This window comes from uncultured Methanobrevibacter sp., from assembly GCF_902771435.1.
In the GTDB taxonomy this organism is placed as follows: domain Archaea; phylum Methanobacteriota; class Methanobacteria; order Methanobacteriales; family Methanobacteriaceae; genus Methanocatella.
Genome location: NZ_CACXXB010000005.1, coordinates 57,832 through 76,928 on the forward strand (window position 1 = coordinate 57,832; position 19,097 = coordinate 76,928).

22 protein-coding genes are annotated in these 19,097 nt (G+C 35.6%); 14 read left to right on the forward strand and 8 right to left on the reverse strand.

The window, feature by feature from the left end:
• Positions 1 to 119 precede the first annotated feature (119 nt).
• The 3 genes from QZU83_RS02380 to QZU83_RS02390 all read right to left on the reverse strand — a co-directional run bounded on the left by QZU83_RS02380 (position 120) and on the right by QZU83_RS02390 (position 2,450).
• Entirely contained in the window at positions 120 to 1,106 is a 987-nt protein-coding gene (locus QZU83_RS02380) for a hypothetical protein (RefSeq protein WP_295609360.1), read from the reverse strand.
• Between the two features lie 83 nt (positions 1,107 to 1,189).
• Complete coding sequence (locus QZU83_RS02385) at positions 1,190 to 1,465, reverse strand: DUF5750 family protein (RefSeq protein WP_295609361.1); 276 nt, start codon at positions 1,463 to 1,465, stop codon at positions 1,190 to 1,192.
• Entirely contained in the window at positions 1,455 to 2,450 is a 996-nt protein-coding gene (locus QZU83_RS02390; protein WP_295609362.1) for an alpha/beta fold hydrolase, read from the reverse strand. Before QZU83_RS02390 ends, QZU83_RS02385 begins: the two co-directional genes overlap by 11 nt.
• Before the next feature lie 84 nt (positions 2,451 to 2,534).
• Between QZU83_RS02390 and nucS the strand changes: the two genes are divergently transcribed.
• Entirely contained in the window at positions 2,535 to 3,317 is a 783-nt protein-coding gene (nucS, locus tag QZU83_RS02395; protein ID WP_295609363.1) for an endonuclease NucS, read from the forward strand.
• Here nucS and QZU83_RS02400 read toward each other — a convergent pair.
• The gene (locus QZU83_RS02400) at positions 3,314 to 3,793 is read right to left on the reverse strand and encodes a hypothetical protein (RefSeq protein ID WP_295609364.1); all 480 of its coding nucleotides are present in this window, start codon (positions 3,791 to 3,793) and stop codon (positions 3,314 to 3,316) included. The two genes, nucS and QZU83_RS02400, sit on opposite strands and share 4 nt — an antisense overlap.
• A gap of 96 nt (positions 3,794 to 3,889) precedes the next feature.
• On the opposite strand from QZU83_RS02400, the gene QZU83_RS02405 reads away from it, so the two are divergent.
• Positions 3,890 to 4,639, forward strand: coding sequence for a PsbP-related protein (locus tag QZU83_RS02405; RefSeq protein ID WP_295609365.1), 750 nt, complete (start codon positions 3,890 to 3,892; stop codon positions 4,637 to 4,639).
• Positions 4,640 to 4,684: 45 nt separating this feature from the next.
• The gene (locus tag QZU83_RS02410; RefSeq protein WP_295609366.1) at positions 4,685 to 5,509 is read left to right on the forward strand and encodes a carbon-nitrogen hydrolase family protein; all 825 of its coding nucleotides are present in this window, start codon (positions 4,685 to 4,687) and stop codon (positions 5,507 to 5,509) included.
• On the opposite strand, the gene QZU83_RS02415 is transcribed toward QZU83_RS02410, so the two are convergent.
• Positions 5,510 to 6,349, reverse strand: coding sequence for a HEAT repeat domain-containing protein (locus QZU83_RS02415; RefSeq protein WP_295609367.1), 840 nt, complete (start codon positions 6,347 to 6,349; stop codon positions 5,510 to 5,512).
• 61 nt (positions 6,350 to 6,410) lie between these two features.
• Between QZU83_RS02415 and QZU83_RS02420 the strand changes: the two genes are divergently transcribed.
• On the forward strand, positions 6,411 to 6,536 hold the full coding sequence (locus tag QZU83_RS02420; RefSeq protein ID WP_295609368.1) for a hypothetical protein: 126 nt from the start codon (positions 6,411 to 6,413) through the stop codon (positions 6,534 to 6,536).
• A gap of 44 nt (positions 6,537 to 6,580) precedes the next feature.
• On the opposite strand, the gene QZU83_RS02425 is transcribed toward QZU83_RS02420, so the two are convergent.
• Positions 6,581 to 7,351, reverse strand: coding sequence for an SDR family NAD(P)-dependent oxidoreductase (locus QZU83_RS02425; RefSeq protein ID WP_295609369.1), 771 nt, complete (start codon positions 7,349 to 7,351; stop codon positions 6,581 to 6,583).
• A 275-nt stretch (positions 7,352 to 7,626) separates the two neighbouring features.
• Between QZU83_RS02425 and QZU83_RS02430 the strand changes: the two genes are divergently transcribed.
• From QZU83_RS02430 to QZU83_RS02440, 3 genes are all read left to right on the forward strand, one after another.
• The gene (locus tag QZU83_RS02430; protein ID WP_295609370.1) at positions 7,627 to 10,224 is read left to right on the forward strand and encodes an ATP-dependent helicase; all 2,598 of its coding nucleotides are present in this window, start codon (positions 7,627 to 7,629) and stop codon (positions 10,222 to 10,224) included.
• Positions 10,225 to 10,294: 70 nt separating this feature from the next.
• Positions 10,295 to 10,669: a DUF5518 domain-containing protein gene (locus QZU83_RS02435; protein WP_295609371.1), complete on the forward strand. Its 375-nt coding sequence runs from the start codon at positions 10,295 to 10,297 to the stop codon at positions 10,667 to 10,669.
• An 18-nt stretch (positions 10,670 to 10,687) separates the two neighbouring features.
• Positions 10,688 to 11,155, forward strand: a complete 468-nt coding sequence (locus tag QZU83_RS02440; protein ID WP_295609372.1) for a hypothetical protein — start codon at positions 10,688 to 10,690, stop codon at positions 11,153 to 11,155.
• An 8-nt stretch (positions 11,156 to 11,163) separates the two neighbouring features.
• Here the strand turns inward: QZU83_RS02440 and QZU83_RS02445 are convergent, their stop codons facing one another.
• On the reverse strand, positions 11,164 to 12,255 hold the full coding sequence (locus QZU83_RS02445) for a formate--phosphoribosylaminoimidazolecarboxamide ligase (RefSeq protein WP_295609373.1): 1,092 nt from the start codon (positions 12,253 to 12,255) through the stop codon (positions 11,164 to 11,166).
• Between the two features lie 122 nt (positions 12,256 to 12,377).
• Between QZU83_RS02445 and QZU83_RS02450 the strand changes: the two genes are divergently transcribed.
• Both QZU83_RS02450 and QZU83_RS02455 read left to right on the forward strand, forming a co-directional pair.
• Positions 12,378 to 12,908: a metallophosphoesterase gene (locus QZU83_RS02450; protein WP_295609374.1), complete on the forward strand. Its 531-nt coding sequence runs from the start codon at positions 12,378 to 12,380 to the stop codon at positions 12,906 to 12,908.
• Between the two features lies 1 nt (position 12,909).
• Positions 12,910 to 13,545: an RlmE family RNA methyltransferase gene (locus tag QZU83_RS02455; RefSeq protein ID WP_295609375.1), complete on the forward strand. Its 636-nt coding sequence runs from the start codon at positions 12,910 to 12,912 to the stop codon at positions 13,543 to 13,545.
• Here QZU83_RS02455 and QZU83_RS02460 read toward each other — a convergent pair.
• Positions 13,542 to 13,961: a hypothetical protein gene (locus QZU83_RS02460; protein WP_295609376.1), complete on the reverse strand. Its 420-nt coding sequence runs from the start codon at positions 13,959 to 13,961 to the stop codon at positions 13,542 to 13,544. The two genes, QZU83_RS02455 and QZU83_RS02460, sit on opposite strands and share 4 nt — an antisense overlap.
• Positions 13,962 to 14,084: 123 nt before the next feature.
• Between QZU83_RS02460 and mcm the strand changes: the two genes are divergently transcribed.
• From mcm to QZU83_RS02485, 5 genes are all read left to right on the forward strand, one after another.
• Positions 14,085 to 16,085, forward strand: a complete 2,001-nt coding sequence (gene mcm, locus QZU83_RS02465; protein ID WP_295609377.1) for a minichromosome maintenance protein MCM — start codon at positions 14,085 to 14,087, stop codon at positions 16,083 to 16,085.
• 295 nt (positions 16,086 to 16,380) lie between these two features.
• Positions 16,381 to 16,788: a translation initiation factor IF-2 subunit beta gene (locus tag QZU83_RS02470; protein WP_067040760.1), complete on the forward strand. Its 408-nt coding sequence runs from the start codon at positions 16,381 to 16,383 to the stop codon at positions 16,786 to 16,788.
• A gap of 33 nt (positions 16,789 to 16,821) precedes the next feature.
• Entirely contained in the window at positions 16,822 to 17,865 is a 1,044-nt protein-coding gene (locus QZU83_RS02475) for a 60S ribosomal export protein NMD3 (RefSeq protein WP_295609378.1), read from the forward strand.
• Positions 17,866 to 17,873: 8 nt separating this feature from the next.
• A complete protein-coding gene (locus tag QZU83_RS02480) occupies positions 17,874 to 18,836 on the forward strand; it encodes a tyrosine--tRNA ligase (protein WP_295609379.1) in 963 nt (320 codons plus the stop codon).
• Positions 18,837 to 19,043 carry a hypothetical protein gene (locus tag QZU83_RS02485; RefSeq protein ID WP_295609380.1) on the forward strand — a complete coding sequence of 69 codons (207 nt, stop codon included), beginning with the start codon at positions 18,837 to 18,839 and terminating at the stop codon, positions 19,041 to 19,043. It begins immediately after the preceding gene.
• The last annotated feature ends 54 nt before the right edge of the window (positions 19,044 to 19,097 follow it).

Here is a 19,097-nt window from a genome sequence, read left to right on the forward strand (position 1 = left end):
GCCCCCATTATACAAAATCATTTTTATAATCAAAAAATAGATTATCCGAGTTTAACTCATGAATAACTCCACAATATAAAAAATCATGAGAAAACTGCTTCAAATAATAATTAAATAAACTATGCATCATTTGTTTTAAACTGTTTTAAAAATGAAACTATTTCTGAACCCACCTCTGAATAATCAGATTCCTGATAAAAGCTTTCTTCACCTTCAACTGTAATTATTCTTGAATCTTTTATAATATCCTTTAAAGGCAAAATGTCCTTACTAGTGTTGAATGATAAATAATCCTCAATTCCTATAATCAATGCTTTTGCCTTAATATTGGATAACTTATCATAAGCATTATACGATAAAAGACAGTCGTTTTTTGTTTTGAAATCATATATGTCCATGAATAATATCTCATCAACATAATCCTCCAACAGAACATCTATTTCATCATTAGACAACTCATCGAAAACCCTTTTTGAATGAATTGTCATGAACATTATTCTCGCAATTGCTACAATAAGTTTGGATACTGAAACACTATACTCCTCGGTATTATAAAAATCATCACAAGAATCAATCATTGACTCTACAGCCTTAAGCATGACATAACGGTGCCCGTAATTACTGTGAGTTGAATTTAAAATGATAATGAATTCCATGTCATCAGGATATTCGCTAGCCCATGTATAAACATCAAATCCACCAGTACCTTCACCAATTAACCCCAATATCTTTTTAATATTGCCAAATTTTTCATCCAAAAATTGTTTTTTAAAATTAACCCTATCCCTAAACGTATATGATGGGAACTCATGTTTTAAGCCTGTTGAAGACGGAGAACATGAATCTGGAGTTCCAAGTGAAGTAACTTTAATAAAAAAATATTCATCTTTCTGACTATTATAAATAATGTTATGAAAATTGTTTAAAATGGAGTGACCTCCCTTTAAAGTAGGGAAATAGATGATTGCATTGATAATATTTCCTTCTTCATCGTATTTAGGGAACCCTGAAGTAATATATTCAACATTGACATTTTTCAAAATTTGTCCTGATTCAAATTCAAACGATTCCATAACATGAATGCCATGCTCCGCATCAGACTTCATAATAATCACCTAGCATATAATAGTTAATCTAAATTAACTATATAAATTTTAGTAAAATTCGGACATGTACGAATAATGCTTCATCACATATCCTCTAAAAAACTAGACAAAAACACATTCATTTCTATTTCTTCACGTGCTATGAAGTCATCTAACCTAAATTGGGCAACATCGCTTTGAAAAGGATATAATCGGTCATCAAAATACATTTTTAATTTGAAAACATTGCCATCTATTTCAGTTTCCTCACCCAAATTATCGTTTAAAAATTCCATCTGACTCAAAGTCAAGTCGCTTACTGAATATTCGACAAAATTGCTGCTGTCCGTTTTGCCGTAATCTGTTATGTTAACTATCATCAAAACCACTTAAAAAATCTTTTAGCTCATAAGATATGTTTTCAAGTTCATTGAAGCATAAATGACCCAATTCAGAATCCATTATCAAAAGTTCAGAGTTTTCAATCATTTCAGACATTGGAATCGCATCCAGTTCAGGAGGGAAATGAGGATCCTGGTTGCATGCAATGATTAAAACCTTGGATTTAATCTTGCCCAAATCATCCTCAACATTGAAATTCATGCTTGCCCTGTTGCAGTATTTTAAATCATAGATATCAGTTTCAATCATTTCATTTCCGAATTCCTCAAACTCACAACTTAATTCCTCATTAGTTTTGGCTCTCATTGCCTCCTTTGAAAGGCCGAAATTGAATTCTGCAAGACAGGCTATTCTCAATGTCCTGATTAATGAGTAGGTCAGTTCACCCCTAGCGTAATCAGGGTCTGACTCTATTATTTCATCTACAAACCTTGAAAGAATGAAATCATGACCTGCAACCTTGTAACTGCTTACGCCGCAGATAATGAAGTCCTGAAATTCGGGATATTCAATAGCTTGGGTCAGGCCTACAAAACCCCCCATTGAATTGCCCACCAATCCCAATACATGATTAATGCCAAATTTCTCATCCAAAAACTGTTTTTGGAAATTGACAACATCCACCATAGTATATTCGGGGAATTTATTTTTCAAACCAGTCAATGATGGAGAACATGAACCTGATGAACCTAAAGCAGTCATACTTACAAAGAAATATTTTTCAGCATCAAAAGGACAATTTTCGAATGTCAGAGGCAAAATTTTGCTGATTCCTGCAAAACTTCCCAGAGAACCACCACAATAAAGAATTGTATTAGTGATTAAACCGTCTTCATCATATTTTGGAGTTCCGTAAGTCATGTATTCTACTGTAACATCATTCAGTACTTCACCATTTTGAAATTTGAATGAATCCATTATAAATTGCTTTTTTTCGTTTTCAAAAAATTCTTCATCAAACATTTAAATTCCCTCCTATCTATTTGATTGATTAATTAATATAATTAAAAACAAAGTATTTAAATTAAACTAAACAATGTTATTGTGATGAAATATAAAATTTTAGAAAAACCTAGTTGTGATGAAGCATACGATTTAGTTCAGGAGGCTTTGAGAAAAAAGGCCACAATACTGATTTTTGCATGCTGTAAAGTCAACTATGAAGGCCGTGCACTAAGTGAATTAAACTGGGGAGAAAGAATAATTATGATAAAACCAGATGGAGCATTCTTAATCCATCAGGAAAAAAAGGTGGAACCCGTCAACTGGCAGCCTCCAAAATCAAGAACAAGAACATACATTAAAAATGACAATCTCTTTTTGGAAAGCCACAGAAGAACACCTAAAGAGCTGTTGACTGTTGAAGTTAAGAAAATCCAATTCATTAATTTCGCCAATATCGAAGACTTTGAAGAGCTTGAACAGGCAGGATATGAAAAGGACATGGGCGACATGATAATGGACAAGCCACACATGATTGAAGAAGGATTTACACCGACCGCAAGAGAATACAGTGTGGAACATGGATTCATTGACATTTTAGGTAAGGACAGTGACAATAACTTAATGATACTTGAGCTTAAAGCCCGTAAAGCCGGCGTTAATGCAGTAAAGCAATTGAAACGATATATTCAGGACTTTGAAAATACCGAAAACGATTACCTGAAAGACTGCAAAGCCCAAAAGAAAAAAATCAGAGGATTACTTGTTGCACCTTCCATAATGGAGGATGCTCAGGAAATGATTGAAGAGGAAGGCATTGAGTTTGTTTCAATTGAACCTCCCCGCGAGTTAAAAAGAGACAAAAAAGTAACATTGGATGCATTTTAGTTCAATGCATCTTCAATTTTTTTAAGTTCATTTGCATGGAACTTTAAAGTGTACTCATTGGCAGGTGTGGCTGTTGTGACATGACATTCTTTCTGTAACTTATAAATGAGATACTCCTCACTGTCAAGAGGAATGGTGTCATCTTCCGCTAACAATTCCAAACCATCCAATTCATTAATTATATTGTCATACTCTTTTTTTTCAAGAGAAATGATGTCATCAACATCCATTTCCAGGATTTTAGGATTTAATTGAGTTGCAATTGCAACAAATCCATTGACAGTCTTGTCAGAAAAGGCAAACTCAGATTTTCTAATTTCGTCCATAGACATTTTAACATGAAATACAGTGTTTTTTGTGACCGGAATTTCGTTTGATAACCCAATCTGATTTATTTCATAGTCATTTTTCCAATCACCAATTTTATAGATTGCATAATTTATATCATTAACATTAACAATTTCATCATTTGACATGCTATCACGGATATAAATATATTTTTATAATAATAAAAACATTATTATAAATATACATTCTTTAAAAAAAATGTAAATTTCAATGGAGGTTAGGCTGTGAAAAAATGTCCAGAATGTGGAAATCCTAGTTATGATGGTGCTCCTGTTTGTGGAAATTGTGGATATAAATTCCCAAAACCAAAGGTTGGCGGTAAAAAAAGAGAAAGAAGTATCTTTGATAGCGAGCCAATTGTCGAAAAAAGACCAAAAGTAGAAATACCTAAAGTAGAAAAGAAACAAAAAGTGAAAAAACCTTCCAATGAACCAAGTGTAATGGATATTATCAAAGAAAAGAAACTTATTATTGGAATCATATTGCTTATTACTTTAATTGTTATTTGTGGAATTGTCCTCACAAGCTCAAACAAAACCGGCACACCAATCCAATCTAGTGATTTGGCTGAATATAACGCAGGAGATTTCTCATTTAAATATCCTAATAATTGGGAAAAGGTAAATCTCACCGATACAGACCATGAAACTGCAATATTTTTCAAAAATGATAATAATACAATCATTGAGCACTATAATATTAGCAGTAGTGCTACATCTCTGAAAGATATAAATCAACAAAGGATCAGCAACGCAATAAGCAATGGCGATGCAGTTGAACTTGTTGAAACAGTAACATTAGATGGAAGAAATGGTTCAAATATAATTATGGAAAATGCTGATGGAAATTACACAAGATACGTTTCAATGTTTACTGATGGTAAATTGTATGTTTTCAAAGTAACTGGAGACTCAATTAACTCAATCACATCAGACAGCATTAATAATGTGATAAATTCAGCAGATATTGCTTAAGTATGATTCAATTCATACTTATTTTCTATTTTTTAAAGTGTTATTATGACTAAACTTAAACTTGCTCTTTGTCAGATGAATGTTATTGATAATAAGCTGGAAAATATAAAAAAAGCCATTTCAATGATTTCTGACGCATCAAAAAAAGCTGATTTTATTGTTTTGCCTGAAATGTTTAACTGTCCATATTCCAATGATAAATTCATTGAATATGGTGAAGAAGAAGATGGCGGCCATACTTTGAATGAAATTTCAAAACTTGCCTGTGAAAACAATATCTATATTTTAGCGGGTTCCATTCCCGAAAAGGAAGATGATAAACTGTTCAACACATCATATCTTTTTGATAAATGTGGAAAAATAATAGCCAAACACAGAAAGATGCATCTTTTTGACATTGACGTTAAAGATAAAATCACTTTTAAGGAATCTGATGTGCTGACTGCAGGAAATGAATTTACCTTGGCAGATACTGAATTTGGAAAAATAGGTATTGGAATATGCTACGATGTCCGTTTTCCTGAACTGGCAAGAATTATGGTGGAAAATGGTGCTTTAATTCTATTTTATCCCGGAGCATTCAACATGACAACCGGTCCCGCACATTGGCAACTGCTTTTCAGGTCAAGAGCACTTGACAATCAGGTCTATTGTGTTGGCGTTGCTCCTGCATTGAATGAAGCGGCGAGCTATCACAGTTACGGTCATTCAATCGTTACAAATCCCTGGGGAGAAGTACTGGCTGAAGCCGGTCAAAAAGAAGAGATAATATTTTGTGAAATTGATTTGGATGAAATAAAAAAAGTAAGGGAAGAACTTCCGCTTTTGAAAAACAAAAGGAAAGATCTCTACGAAGTCATTGAAAAGTAATTATTTTAGCTTTTCCAATCTCTTTTTGAAGTAATCGACCTTTTTGGTACCGTCAAATACTTCAATTGCAGTTTCTATAACTCTAATTTCATTGTCCCTATCGTTGGCTTTTCTGTAAAGAATACATAATCTTTTATATGGTGCATCTTTTTTCTGTTTTGTTTCAACATACCTTTCATATTCTTTAATAGCCTTTTGCACATTGGTTTTTTCCATTTCCTTAAGTGTGCTCATAGGAATGAGTTTTACAACAGATTCACCTGAAGCTTTGGCTTTTTGTCTTTTTTGAGCTTTCTTAATTGCTTTGTTACAAGATTTTTTGAAGTCCTTATCATCTTCAGCCTTTCTTGCTTTTTTGATTAAATCGATTGCATCATCAGTGGCGATATCACCCAAAGCCTGAATTGCCGCCAATCTTACACCCCAATCCTCATCTTCAAGGCATTTTTCGATGGTGGCCAACTCGTTTTCCGCCTGAAGCTCTCCAAGTGAACGTACTGCAACTTTTCTAACTCCAAAATCTTCATCTTCACATGCTTCAACAAAATAAGGAATGACTTTTTCATCCTCAGTTTCTTTAAGTGCAAAAGCCAGGAAACGTTTATTTTTACCTTCGGCATTTTTAAATTCTTCAATTAATTTATCAACAGCCACATCACCCATGCTACCTAAAATTTCAGCCGCTTTGAATCTGACTTGAGCATTATCATCAGTAGTTGCTTTAATTAATGGTTCAATAGCTTCTTCATCGGTAGTTCCAACCAATGATTCAACAGCTTCTTTTCTAACTTTAACATCATCATCTGATAAATTGTTAATAGCTTCATTTAAATTTGTCATGATATTAATTAGATTTTAAGCATATATAATCTTTTTACATTAACATCAACGATTTCACAACATGATTCCAAAAATTAATGCAGATGTATATCCTCCTGAAAAAATAGGTTCAAAAAACAGAATGGCAAACGTTAATGTAAAAACCAGTAAAAAAATATCATCGAAAACAAAACAAGTATCAAAATAATTGATGAAAAAAATAAAATAAAAATAAGAGAAAAAATCTCTTATTTAAATAGCAGTCCAACCACCGTCAATACAGATTAATTGACCGGTACAGAAACTGGATGCATCAGATGCAAGGTAAATTGCAATACCGTCTAATTCACCAGGTTTACCTAATCTACCTGCAGGACAGTATGCAGCAATAAGGTCCATGAATCCTTCCATTTCAATTGAATCTACAGTTAATTCGGTTTCAAATACTGCAGGACCGATTGCGTTTACAGTAATGTTGTATTTTGCCCATTCTACAGCTAAGTTTTTGGTTAAGTTCATTACACCACCTTTAGCTGAGGAGTATGCACTAATTCCACCACCAGGGAAGATTACTCTGGAGTGGATGGATCCGATGTTAATGATTTTACCATATTCTTGTTCAATCATGATTTCACCGACAGCTTTACACATGTAGTATACACCGCTTAAGTCGATGTGGATGTGTCTTTCCCATTCTTCGTTGGATTGGTCGGTGACCATTTTGTTGTTTCCCATACCTGCTGCGTTAACTAAAATATCAATTCTTCCGTAAGCATCCATAGTTTTTTGAACTGCTGCGGTGATACTGTCGTAGTCACCAACATCACAAACTGCGTAGATAACTTCAGTTCCGAATTCTTTTTCAATTTCAGCAACGTTTTCTTGTAGTCTGTCTTCTCTTCTTGCAAATAATGCTAATTTTGCACCTTGGCTTGCGTATGCTTGAGCAATTTGCCAACCAAGACCAGAAGAAGCACCAGTTACAACTGCAACTTTGTCTTTAATATCAAAATAGTTTTTCATATTTATAACCACCTTAGGCATGAGCCTATAATTAAATATATTAAAAAATAAACTATTTAACTATTATCATATGATTTTTTTAATATATTTTCAAAAAATTATATAAAATTATAAAAAATATCCAATAATGTTAATTTAACTGGTCAAATTATCTAAATAAAATACTAAAACTGTACACTAATTTGATACAAAAATTATAATAAATTATAAAAAAATAAAAATAAAAAATATACTAGAAATATTATTTACAGATTAACAAAAAAAGTGTGGTAAATATGATTGAAGAACAAACCAAAAGTTACTCAAAAAAGCAAATTTTTAAAACACTACACCCTTGGGTGAGAAAATGGTTTGATTCACAATTCGATGATTTTACTCCAGCACAAAAAAAGTCAATCATAGACATTCACAAAAAGAACAACATACTTATCTCATCACCAACAGGATCAGGAAAAACATTAACAGCATTTCTATCAATAATCAGTGAACTTACAACCCTTGCCGAAAAGGACCAGCTGGAGGACAAGGTTTATTGCATCTACATCTCGCCGCTCAAGGCATTGGACAATGATATCGAAAAGAATCTGGACGAACCCTTGAAGGGAATAGAAAAAATAGCTGGAAAAGACCTGGGCATCAGAAAATCTGTCAGAACAGGAGACACCTCACAGTACCAAAGGCAGAAGATGCTTAAAAAGCCACCGCATATCCTGATTACAACACCAGAGACACTCTCAATATTGCTTGTGGCTCCAAAATTCAGGGAAAAGCTAAGCGGCGTCAAATATGTCATTGTTGATGAAATCCATTCACTGGCGGAAAATAAAAGGGGAGTTCATTTAAGCTTATCTTTAGAAAGACTGCAGCATTTAATCGGCCATTATACAAGAATAGGTCTTTCAGCAACAGTAAGTCCTATTGAAGAGATTGCAAGATATCTGGTGGGATATGAATATGGCGTTGAGAGAAACTGCAAAATCGTCAACATAAACTATCTAAAGGAACTGGACATGGAGGTGATGTGTCCTGTAAGCGATATCGTGCTGGCTGATGAAGAGGACACCCGCCTTGGAATGTATGACCTGCTGGATGATTTGATTTGGGAAAATAAAACCACCCTGATATTTACAAATACCCGAAGCGGAACGGAACGCTTTGTCTACAATTTAAAGAAAATGTATCCAATGCATTACAATGACTCAAACATCATGGCTCACCATTCATCACTTTCAAAGGAAGTGCGTCTTGAAACTGAAAATAAGCTGAAAGAGGGAAAACTGAAAGCAGTGATTTCGTCAACATCCCTTGAACTCGGAATAGATATCGGATACATTGACCTGGTTGTTTTAATCAATTCCCCGAAATCCGTTGCAAGAGCCCTTCAGAGAATCGGAAGAAGCGGACACAGGTTGCATGAAAAATCAAGAGGAAAAATCATCGTTACTGACCGTGACGATTTAGTGGAGTGTTCTGTCCTTTTAAAAAATGCAAAAGAGGGAAAGATAGATAAAATTTCAATACCAACAAACTGTTTGGACGTCCTTGCACAGCACATCTACGGAATGAGCATTGAAAATCCGTGGGACATTGATTATGCATATGACGTGATACGAAAAAGCTATTGTTATAAGGACCTTGAAAGGGACGATTACGAGGACGTCTTAAGTTATATGGCCGGAGAATATCCTGAACTGGAAGAGAGATACGTATATGCGAAAATATGGATTGACTATAAAGAGAACACATTTGGAAAACGTGGAAAACTAGCCAGAATGCTTTATTCAACAAATATCGGAACAATTCCAGATTCTTCAGGTGTTTTGGTAAAATGTGATGGGGAAACCGTCGGAAAAATAGAAGAAACATTTATGGAACGATTGAAAAAGGGAGACACATTCGTTTTGGGAGGTCGAACCTACAGATTCAACTACGGAAAGGGAATGACCATCAATGTAACCCCCGCAAGCGGACCTCCAACAATACCTTCATGGTTTTCACAACAGCTTCCGCTGGCTTTCGACCTTGCGATGGATATTCAAAGATTCAGAGCACATATGGATGCTAAATTCAGATATGGTCGAAGCAAAGAAGAGATAATGGAATTTATTTATGAATACCTGTATGTCGATGACTTTGCAGCAAACTCCATTTATGAATACTTTGTGGAGCAATTCAAATATGCCCACATTCCAAGCAACCGAAGACTGCTAATCGAATACTACAAGGGATTCGGAGGAAGAAAATTCGTAATATTCCATTCCCTGTTTGGAAGAAAAGTAAATGATGCCCTGTCCCGTGCGGTCGCATATGTAGCTGCAAGAAGATACAACATTAACGTTACAATATCCATTTCTGACAACGGATTTTATTTAAGTTCAGACGGTAAAATTGGAGGTCTGGAGTCATTTAAGGAATTAACCCCAGAAAATTTCGAAACGATTCTTACAAAATCCCTGAATAAAACCGAAACACTCGCTTCCAGATTTAGGCATTGCGCAGGAAGATCACTGATGACACTTCGAAGATACAAGGGAGAGTCCAAGTCCGTGGGTCGCCAGCAGGTTCGAGGAAAAATCCTGCTTAAATTTGTTCAGGATATGGATGATGACTTTCCGATTTTAAACGAAGCAAGGCGGGAAGCCCTTGAGGATTACATGGACATAAAAAATGCCCTGAAAGTAATTGAAATGGTTGCAAATGAAGAAATGGAAATAAAAACAATAGATACAGTAATACCAAGTCCTTTTGCATTTAATTTGGTTTCACAGGGATATCTTGATGTTTTAAATCAGAATGACCGAGGAGAATTTACAAAAAGAATGCATCAGGCCATACTTGAACAGATAAAAGATAAACTTAAAGACATATACTGAACAAAAAAACAAAAGAGTAATAATAATAAATGAATAAATACAAATATAAATTTATCTTTTAAGTGATACCATGACAAAGTGGAGAGCAGTAATCATTGGATTTATATTGGCAGTGATTGTGGAATCTTTCTTTTCACATTACGAATTTGTAGGATTGCTGATTGTAGGATTTATCACAGGATATATTGCCAAAAGCGGAATTTTTGGAGGAATGTGGAATGCGGCCGTTGCAGGAGCGTTCGGCACAATTGTCTGTGCAATATTATTTGTCTTATCTGCAACATTAGGCGGAAGCTTATTCGGACTCTTCGGAGGCATTACCGGATTTACAATCGCAGGAATTTCCAGTTTATTTGCAGTCATATCTGAACTGATTTATTATGCAATTGTCATGGGAATTACAGGAGCAATCGGAGGAGCAATATCCTCTAAAAATAGAAATTAAATTTCGTGGAGACATATAATGAAATATGATTTAGGATTAAATATGAAGGCATTGGTATTCGGAGCAGCAATAGCTGCGGCATTTATACTATTCGGATATCAATATAATGACTGGTTATACCCATTCTCAGCAATAGGACTTTTATATGCAGGATATGGACAAGGAAACCTTAAAATGGGAACATTGATGGGTGCACTTGCATCAACACCTATTGCAATATTATATTTGGAAGGATACTTTGGCCAACCTACCGGATTTTTTGTGAGTGAAAACGGAATATATGCCGTTGTGGGTTTAATTATTCTTGTTGGGGCAATGGTTGGTCTTGTTGGCGCATGGACAAGAGCAAGCCGTGAAAAAGCAAAAATAGAATTTGAAAAACAACAACAAATCGGCAAGAATAAAAATAAAAAGAAAAAGAAAAAAGCTGAAGTTCAAAAAACAAATGAAAAAACAACTTTTGTAGATAAAATATTTAAAAAATAATAACAAAATTATGTTATTATTTTTTCTAATTCATCTCTTTCTATTCCTCTTTTAATTTCAACAGCTACCCTTCTACCCATACTCATCGGTTTACCGTAGGTTAAGTAGGAGTAAGGAGAACCGTCCATAAATGTGTTTGTACCACCATCAGTTCTTGCACTGATTTCAAAACAGATTACTTCCAAATTATCGTTTACTAAGGTTTGCATACAGAATGGGCCGTTTAATCCAGGAGCAACTAATTTTTTAGCACTTTCTGTTAATTTATCAGCAATGTCAAATACTTGTGGGAGTAAAGATTCACGGATTACAGCAGGGTGGTTACCTGTAACAACATAAGATGGGCTTAAGTCAATGTCTAACTGATCTTTAGCAGGCATTCTTACAAAACCATCAATACTTGATTCGTATCTTGTATCCATACCCATTAATTCAACTTTATCGTCAAGTGCAGAGTAGAAATAGTGTATACAGTAATTACATCCTGAAACATATTCTTCAATGTGTGCTGCTTCTACATCGCTGTCTTCCAACCATCCACGTGCTTTCATTGCTTCGATTTTTGCATCGAATTCTTCGGTAGATGATGCTACAAAGTAACCTCTTCCACCTCTTGCACCTGGGAATTTAACCATTACAGGTCTGTCGATTTCTGAAGGGTCGTTGTATTTGAATGGGATTCTTACGCCTCCTTCTACAAGAAGTGCTCTTTCTTTATCCCTTTCAGCTTCCCATCTGAGTACATCCCTGTTACCGAACATCGGAACATTGAACTTGTCTTCAACATTATCAAGTCCGGCATATGCAACAAAAGATCCGTGAGGGACGACAATTGCATTCATATCTCTAAGCTGTTGCTGTACATCCTCATTTACAATGTCTTTAAATTCATCAACTATGATGTATTCATCAGCTACACCAAAACGTTGATATGGAACTTCTCTTCCTTTTTCACAAACAATAGCTGTTCTAAATCCTTCTTCCTTAGCACCTTGCAAAATGTGTAAAGAAGTGTGGCTTCCAAGGGTGGCTATTGTGATTTCGCTTTTGTCGTATTTAGCCAAAATATCCAATATGTCTTCCTTTTTAACTTCTCCCATTATATCTCTCCTAAAAGAATGATGATATTATATATGTTTTTATGAATTTATAATATTTTTTATTTAAATTTAAAAATGATAATAAACAAATAATAAATTGAATTATTAAGGAAAAGATAATTATGTTAATCGGTTTAATTTCAGATACCCATATCCCGGACAGGGCCAGAATAATACCACAAAATGTTATTGATGCATTCAGCGATGTTGATTTGATTTTACATGCAGGAGATTTAACTTCACTTGACGTTATCGAAGAATTGGAAAATATTGCACCGGTCATGGCCGTTCAGGGAAATATGGACAGAGCCAATGGAATTAATCTGCCAAAAGCCAAAACATTGGAGGTTGAAGGTGTGAAAATCGGAATGGTTCATGGAGAAGTCTATCCGAGAGCAGACACACAACAGCTGGTGTATTTGGCAAAGCAACTTGACGTTAACATATTAGTCTCCGGTCACTCACACCAGCCAAAAATCGAGCAGACAGATGGAGTGCTGCTGATTAATCCTGGAAGTCCGATTGTTCCAAGACTTGCCGACAGGACAGTAATGCTTCTTGAAATACACAACAAGGAAGTGGACGTGCAAATCGTTAAAATCGGATCACCAGTGTGCAGTGCACTGGATTTTGACAAATTCAAGAGGGATTGAAATGGGAAGCAGATGGCAAGTGGAAAAGCATAAGGACCCATATTATAAAAGAGCAAAACAGGAAGATTATCGTTCAAGAGCATCATATAAACTTAAACAACTTGACAAGAAGTTTAAACTCATAAAACAGGGAAATACTGTTGTAGATTTAGGAGCCGCCCCAGGGGGATGGTCACAGGTGGCTTTGGAAAAAGTTGGTGAAGACGGCATCGTTGTCGGCGTTGATTTAAACAGGTTTAAAAAATTCCATGAAGAGAACTATTATGGAATCAGAGGAGACTTTACAACACCGGAAGTTCAGGAAAAAATTATCGAACTGATTGGAGGAAAAGCAAAAGTTGTAATGTCTGACGCATCGCCGTCACTGTGCGGAATTAAAAATATCGACCAGCTGAGGTCAATCGATTTGACAAATGCAGTCATTGAAATTGCCGAAAATATCCTTGAAGAGAAAGGAAACCTGGTAATGAAAGTATTTCAGGGCCCTGAATACAAGTCAATGTTGGATTCACTGAAAGGCAAATTCAGACAGGTTAAAACTACAAAACCAGCATCATCACGTAAAAAAAGTTCTGAAATGTACGTTGTCGGCCTTGGATATAGGCCTAAAAAAAATAGAAAAGAAAATAAAAATTAAAGATTATTGTATGCGGTATTGGCTGCATCCAATTTCTCTTTAGCAAAACTGATTCTGCTGTCTACTTCATTGGATGGTTTTCCTGCATCCAATGCACTTTGAACGTTTTCAATTGCAGATTCTGCTCGAGTCAATTCGATTTTAGCATTGTTGTATGTTTGTACATCATCAGCACTGCCGGAATAATAAGTGGCCTTAACATTATCAAACTTAACTGCCAGGTCTGAATATGATGATTTCAGCTGTGCAAGCTCATCATATTGATTTCCGGAAGATATTTCATTAGTGATTCCTGATGAAACAGTACTATAACCCACATACGCTACAACTATGATTGTTGAAACTATCATGATAATTCCAACAACAGAAATTAACATAGAAGTGGATTTGAATAAGCTTAATCTTGATTTTCTCATAATAACCTCAATTTTACATATGGTTTATGTAACTATTAACTTTATTACTCTAAGTATATATTTTTTACCTATCAATACATCATACAATATTTTTTTATAGTGTGAAATATTAATAAGAATATAATGAATTCTACTGCAAAATCTCAAACATCAATAAGAAAATTTGAAGAATTTTTCGCAACATCATACAAGGATGATGTGTTCGAAATACTGGAAAAATACCCCGATGAACGTTCACTCAATGTGGATTACAATACACTGGAATTGTTCGATCCTGACTTGGCGGATTTATTGATAGAAAAACCTGAAGAGGTTATTGAGGCCGCTCAAACAGCCATCAAAAACATAGACCCCCTGGTGAAGGATGCCGATTTAAACATCCGTTTCGAAAATCTTTCCAACGTAATCCAGCTAAAGGATTTGTTAAGCAAATATATCGGGACCTTTGTTGCAGCAGACGGAATCGTTAGAAAAACTGATGAGATAAGACCTCGTATAGAGACAGGTGTTTTTGAATGTAGAGGATGTATGAGATTGCATGAGGTCGAACAGAGTTCCGGAAATAGAATTATAGAACCTTCACTATGTAGTGAATGTGGTGGAAGATCATTCAGACTGCTTCAGGAGGAATCAAAATACATTGACACACAGACCGCCAGAATGCAGGAACCTCTGGAAAATCTATCCGGAGGAACCGAACCTAAACAGATGCTGATGGTTCTTGAAGACGATTTGGTGGATGAACTGAATCCCGGAGACAAAGTAAGAATTACCGGGACATTGAAAACCTTCAGGGAAGAGAGAAGCGGCAAATTTAAAAATTACATTTATGTAAATCATATCGAACCTTTGGAACAGGAATTTGAAGAACTTCAGCTCTCAGAAGAGGATGAAGAAAAGATTATCGAACTGTCCAAAGACCCTAACATTTACGATAAGATAATCAAATCAACCGCACCTTCAATTAGAGGATACCGCGATGTAAAAGAAGCTATTGCTCTTCAGTTATTTGGAGGAGCTGCAAAACAGCTTGAAGATGAAACCAAACTCAGGGGAGACATTCACATCTTGATTGTAGGGGACCCAGGTATTGGTAAATCCCAGATATTGAAATACGTTTCAAGGCTTGCTCCAAGAAGTATCTATACCAGTGGTAAGGGTACAAGTGGTGCAGGTTTGACCGCAGCGGCAGTCAGGGACGAACTCGGAGGATGGTCCTTAGAAGCAGGTGCACTGGTACTTGGGGACCAGGGTAATGTTTGTGTTGACGAATTGGACAAGATGAGGGCCGAAGACAGGTCCGCACTTCACGAAGCGCTGGAACAGCAGACCGTAAGTATTGCAAAAGCCGGAATCATGGCTACCTTAAATTCAAGGTGTTCCGTTCTTGCAGCTGCAAACCCTAAATTCGGAAGGTTTGACAGGTTCAAAGTGCTTGCAGAACAGATTGACTTGCCTTCACCAATCCTTTCCCGTTTTGATTTGATTTTTGTAATTGAAGACAAACCAAGTGTCGAAGGAGATACAAAATTAGCAGACCACATTTTGAAAATACACCAGTCAAATACTGTCGATTATGAAATTGAACCGGAACTGCTCAGAAAATATATTGCTTATGCCCGTAAAAATGTCAATCCGAAACTAACCGATGATGCAAATACTGTCTTAAGGGAATTCTACGTAAGCACAAGAAACAGCAATTCAGAAGAGCAGGCTCCAGTTCCGATTACTGCAAGACAGCTGGAAGCTATCATCCGTCTGGCTGAAGCGAGCGCCAAAATCAAACTTAAAGACACCGTCGATAAAGAGGATGCTGAAAAAGCTGTAAGACTACAACTGGCATGTCTTAGGGAAGTTGGAGTGGATCCTGAAACCGGAGAAATCGATATCGAAGTTATGGAAGGAAGAACACCTACTTCCGAGAGAGAAAAAATGCAAAAGGTAATGGAAGAAGTCGGCCTTTTGGAAGAGGAATACGGTGACCAGGCACCGATGAACGTACTGGTCTCCAATATGGCAGACAAATACGACATGAGTGAAGAAAAGGTCGAAACAATTGTTAGAAACTTGAATCAAAAAGGATTGATTTACTTCCCAAGCACAGGATATCTTAAGCGTGCTTAATCTTTCCCCATTATTTTTTAAGACCAATAGAAAAAATGTGAAAATAGCCATTTTCAAAAACAAGTTTTAAACAACAAATGGCTGCCGTTAATGTTAATGTGACCCGACAAAACATTATAATCAAAAGCCATTAGTTTTCTTCAGTTTTGAAATTCTTCAGACATTAATGTCTAAACATTAGTTTCATATCCTATTAAAAATTTCATGAAAAATCCCAAAAATACAATACATTAATAAAGGATTAAAACTAAAATTAATATATTATACTTATACTGATTTTTTAAGGAGAGATAACATGGACAAATATGAAGATTTATTAGAAAGAGCAATAGACCAATTACCTCCTGAAGTATTTGAACATAAAAGATTCAAAATTCCTAAAGCTTATTCAGATATCCAAGGTAATAGAACCTTTATTAAAAACTTCAAGGATGTTGCAGAAGGTTTAAACAGAGACCCACAACATCTATTAAAATTCTTAATGAGAGAGTTAGGTACTGCAGGAAACATCGAAGGTCAAAGAGCAATATTGCAGGGTAAATTTACACATTACCTAATCAACGAAAGAATTGAAGATTACGTAGACAAATATGTAATTTGCCACGAGTGCAACAGACCAGATACCAGAATTATCAGAGAAGGTAGAATATTCTTGCTTAAATGTGCTGCTTGCGGTGCTACAGCACCTTTAAAATCATTATAATTCTACTTTTTTTATTTTATTTTTATTGATACTATGTTTTGTCCAGAGTGTGGAAGTACAGATAAGGAAATGGTTGGCGATATCTGTATCGACTGTTTTTTAAAGGAATTTCAAATGATTGAAATACCTAAAAACATTGAAGTTCAGATATGCAGTCACTGCAACAGCAAACTGGAAGAAGGAAAGTGGAGTGACGAATTCATTCCTGAAGACGAAATCATATACAGAGCACTTGAGAGAAATATAAAAATCGCAGATGAAGTTTCAAATGAAATCATCAACCTTGAAATTGACCAGATTAAAGGCACAATAGCCGAATGTTTTGTTGAAGTCACAGGCGAGGTTCATGGTGTTGGAATTGAAGAGACACATGACAGCCAGGTCAAGATTAAAAAAACAGTCTGTCCAACCTGCAGTAAAATTCAGGCAGGATATTACGAAACAGTAATCCAGTTCAGGGCAGACAAAAGAGAAATAAAAGCTGAAGAATATGCCAGAGCAGATGAGGTTGTTGAAAGAACACTCATAAAGCAGTCAAAAGTGGACAAACTGGCATACTGCCCTCAAATAGCCAAGCTCAAAGAGGGACATGATTACTATATAGGTTCCTTTAAAACCGGTAAAAAAGTGGCTGAAGCATTGAAGGAAGAGTTTGGAGGAATCATAAAGGAATCTCCAAGACTCATAAGTGAAGACAAATCCACCGGAAAGGGACTTTACAGAATCTGGATTTCAGTCAGAATTCCAGAGTTTGAAATCGGAGATTTCATCAGATATGAAGGCAAGACAATGCAGGTGAAAAGCATAAGCAAAAACAGTCTTGTCGGAGTGGAAATTACAACCCATAAGAAACACAACATTCCAATGAAGAACATGGAGGACATTGAACTTGTCAAAAAAGCGGAAGAGATTGAAACCGCATCAATAATTTCAAAATCTCCACAGTTCATACAGATTTTGGATCCTGTTGATTATTCCGCAGTTGACTTGGACATGAAAGAGGAATATGCGGATTTGAATGTTGGTGGGGAAGTGAAGCTCATCAGAATTGACAACAACGTTTATTTATTGATTTAAGTGATAAAATGAATATTGAAGAAAAAATTCAGTTAATCGAGAATGGAACCTTGGAAGTTATAGATACCGAAGAATTGAAAGATGTTCTTGAAAAGGAACAACCTATAGCTTATACAGGTTATGAACCTTCTGGAAAAATCCATTTAGGGCATGCAGTAACCGTTCAAAAATTAAAACAATTACAGAGCTTAGGCTTTAAAATTAAAATCCTTTTAGCAGATTATCATGCATTTTTAAATGGAAAAGGAACTATTGAAGAAATAGCCGAAACCGCTGAATACAACAAAAAATGTTTCCAGGCACTTGGCCTTGATGAAACAACTGAATTTGTTTTAGGATCATCTTTCCAATTGGAACCAGATTACACAGACAAGGTCTATCAGTTGGCTACAATGACCACTTTAAAAAGAGCAAGAAGAAGTATGGACCAGGTAAGCCGTGCAGATGACAATCCAAAAGTGGCCAGCGTACTTTATCCAATTATGCAAACCGTAGATATGGCTGCCTTGGAAGTTGATATTGCACTTGGTGGAATGGAACAGAGAAAAATCCAAATGCTTGCACGTGAAAACTTGGAAAAGATAGGTGAAAATGTGCCTGTCTGCATTCACACTCCACTGCTTCACGGCCTTGACGGTGATGCTAAAATGTCTTCAAGTAAAGGAAACTACATTGCTGTGGATGATTCCGTTGAAGAAATCACCAAAAAAATCAAGAAAAGTTTCTGTCCTCAGGGAGAAGTTGAAGGAAACCCTATGATTGAGATTGCAGAAACATTCGTTTTCCCAAATCAAGATACTTTACTTATCAAAAGACCTGAAAAATTCGGAGGGGACATTGAACTTACACATGATGAACTTATTAAGGATTTCAGTGAAGGAAACCTGCACCCGATGGATTTGAAAAATGGAATTAAAGATTTCTTAATTGAGTTCTTTGCTCCTGTAAGGCAATTCATGGAGGAAAATTAAATGGAAGAAAAAGAAGAATACCAAATGGGTTTGCCGAATGGTGTTGGCGAACAGATGCTTGCTCATGCATATGAGAAATTCGACATAAAACTGGAACAGACCGAATTCGGTCCAATGCTAATTGGAGAATATGATGAGCTTGTAAAAGTTAAGGAATTCCTGGCCAATGCAATTCAGGAAAGATTGAATGAACTTGAAGGAGAATAATTATTTAATTAATTATTCTTTTATCTATTTTTTCTCATTTTAAGTTATATTTTG

Bases quoted from the DNA above. Each gene is read 5' to 3' on its own strand.
- QZU83_RS02380 (WP_295609360.1), bottom strand. From the start codon at position 1,106: ATGAAGTCTGATGCGGAGCATGGCATTCATGTTATGGAATCGTTTGAA.
- QZU83_RS02385 (WP_295609361.1), bottom strand. From the start codon at position 1,465: ATGATAGTTAACATAACAGATTACGGCAAAACGGACAGCAGCAATTTT.
- QZU83_RS02390 (WP_295609362.1), bottom strand. From the start codon at position 2,450: ATGTTTGATGAAGAATTTTTTGAAAACGAAAAAAAGCAATTTATAATG.
- nucS (WP_295609363.1), top strand. From the start codon at position 2,535: ATGAAATATAAAATTTTAGAAAAACCTAGTTGTGATGAAGCATACGAT.
- QZU83_RS02400 (WP_295609364.1), bottom strand. From the start codon at position 3,793: ATGTCAAATGATGAAATTGTTAATGTTAATGATATAAATTATGCAATC.
- QZU83_RS02410 (WP_295609366.1), top strand. From the start codon at position 4,685: ATGACTAAACTTAAACTTGCTCTTTGTCAGATGAATGTTATTGATAAT.
- QZU83_RS02415 (WP_295609367.1), bottom strand. From the start codon at position 6,349: ATGACAAATTTAAATGAAGCTATTAACAATTTATCAGATGATGATGTT.
- QZU83_RS02420 (WP_295609368.1), top strand. From the start codon at position 6,411: ATGATTCCAAAAATTAATGCAGATGTATATCCTCCTGAAAAAATAGGT.
- QZU83_RS02425 (WP_295609369.1), bottom strand. From the start codon at position 7,351: ATGAAAAACTATTTTGATATTAAAGACAAAGTTGCAGTTGTAACTGGT.
- QZU83_RS02430 (WP_295609370.1), top strand. From the start codon at position 7,627: ATGATTGAAGAACAAACCAAAAGTTACTCAAAAAAGCAAATTTTTAAA.
- QZU83_RS02435 (WP_295609371.1), top strand. From the start codon at position 10,295: ATGACAAAGTGGAGAGCAGTAATCATTGGATTTATATTGGCAGTGATT.
- QZU83_RS02440 (WP_295609372.1), top strand. From the start codon at position 10,688: ATGAAATATGATTTAGGATTAAATATGAAGGCATTGGTATTCGGAGCA.
- QZU83_RS02445 (WP_295609373.1), bottom strand. From the start codon at position 12,255: ATGGGAGAAGTTAAAAAGGAAGACATATTGGATATTTTGGCTAAATAC.
- QZU83_RS02450 (WP_295609374.1), top strand. From the start codon at position 12,378: ATGTTAATCGGTTTAATTTCAGATACCCATATCCCGGACAGGGCCAGA.
- QZU83_RS02455 (WP_295609375.1), top strand. From the start codon at position 12,910: ATGGGAAGCAGATGGCAAGTGGAAAAGCATAAGGACCCATATTATAAA.
- QZU83_RS02460 (WP_295609376.1), bottom strand. From the start codon at position 13,961: ATGAGAAAATCAAGATTAAGCTTATTCAAATCCACTTCTATGTTAATT.
- mcm (WP_295609377.1), top strand. From the start codon at position 14,085: ATGAATTCTACTGCAAAATCTCAAACATCAATAAGAAAATTTGAAGAA.
- QZU83_RS02470 (WP_067040760.1), top strand. From the start codon at position 16,381: ATGGACAAATATGAAGATTTATTAGAAAGAGCAATAGACCAATTACCT.
- QZU83_RS02475 (WP_295609378.1), top strand. From the start codon at position 16,822: ATGTTTTGTCCAGAGTGTGGAAGTACAGATAAGGAAATGGTTGGCGAT.
- QZU83_RS02480 (WP_295609379.1), top strand. From the start codon at position 17,874: ATGAATATTGAAGAAAAAATTCAGTTAATCGAGAATGGAACCTTGGAA.
- QZU83_RS02485 (WP_295609380.1), top strand. From the start codon at position 18,837: ATGGAAGAAAAAGAAGAATACCAAATGGGTTTGCCGAATGGTGTTGGC.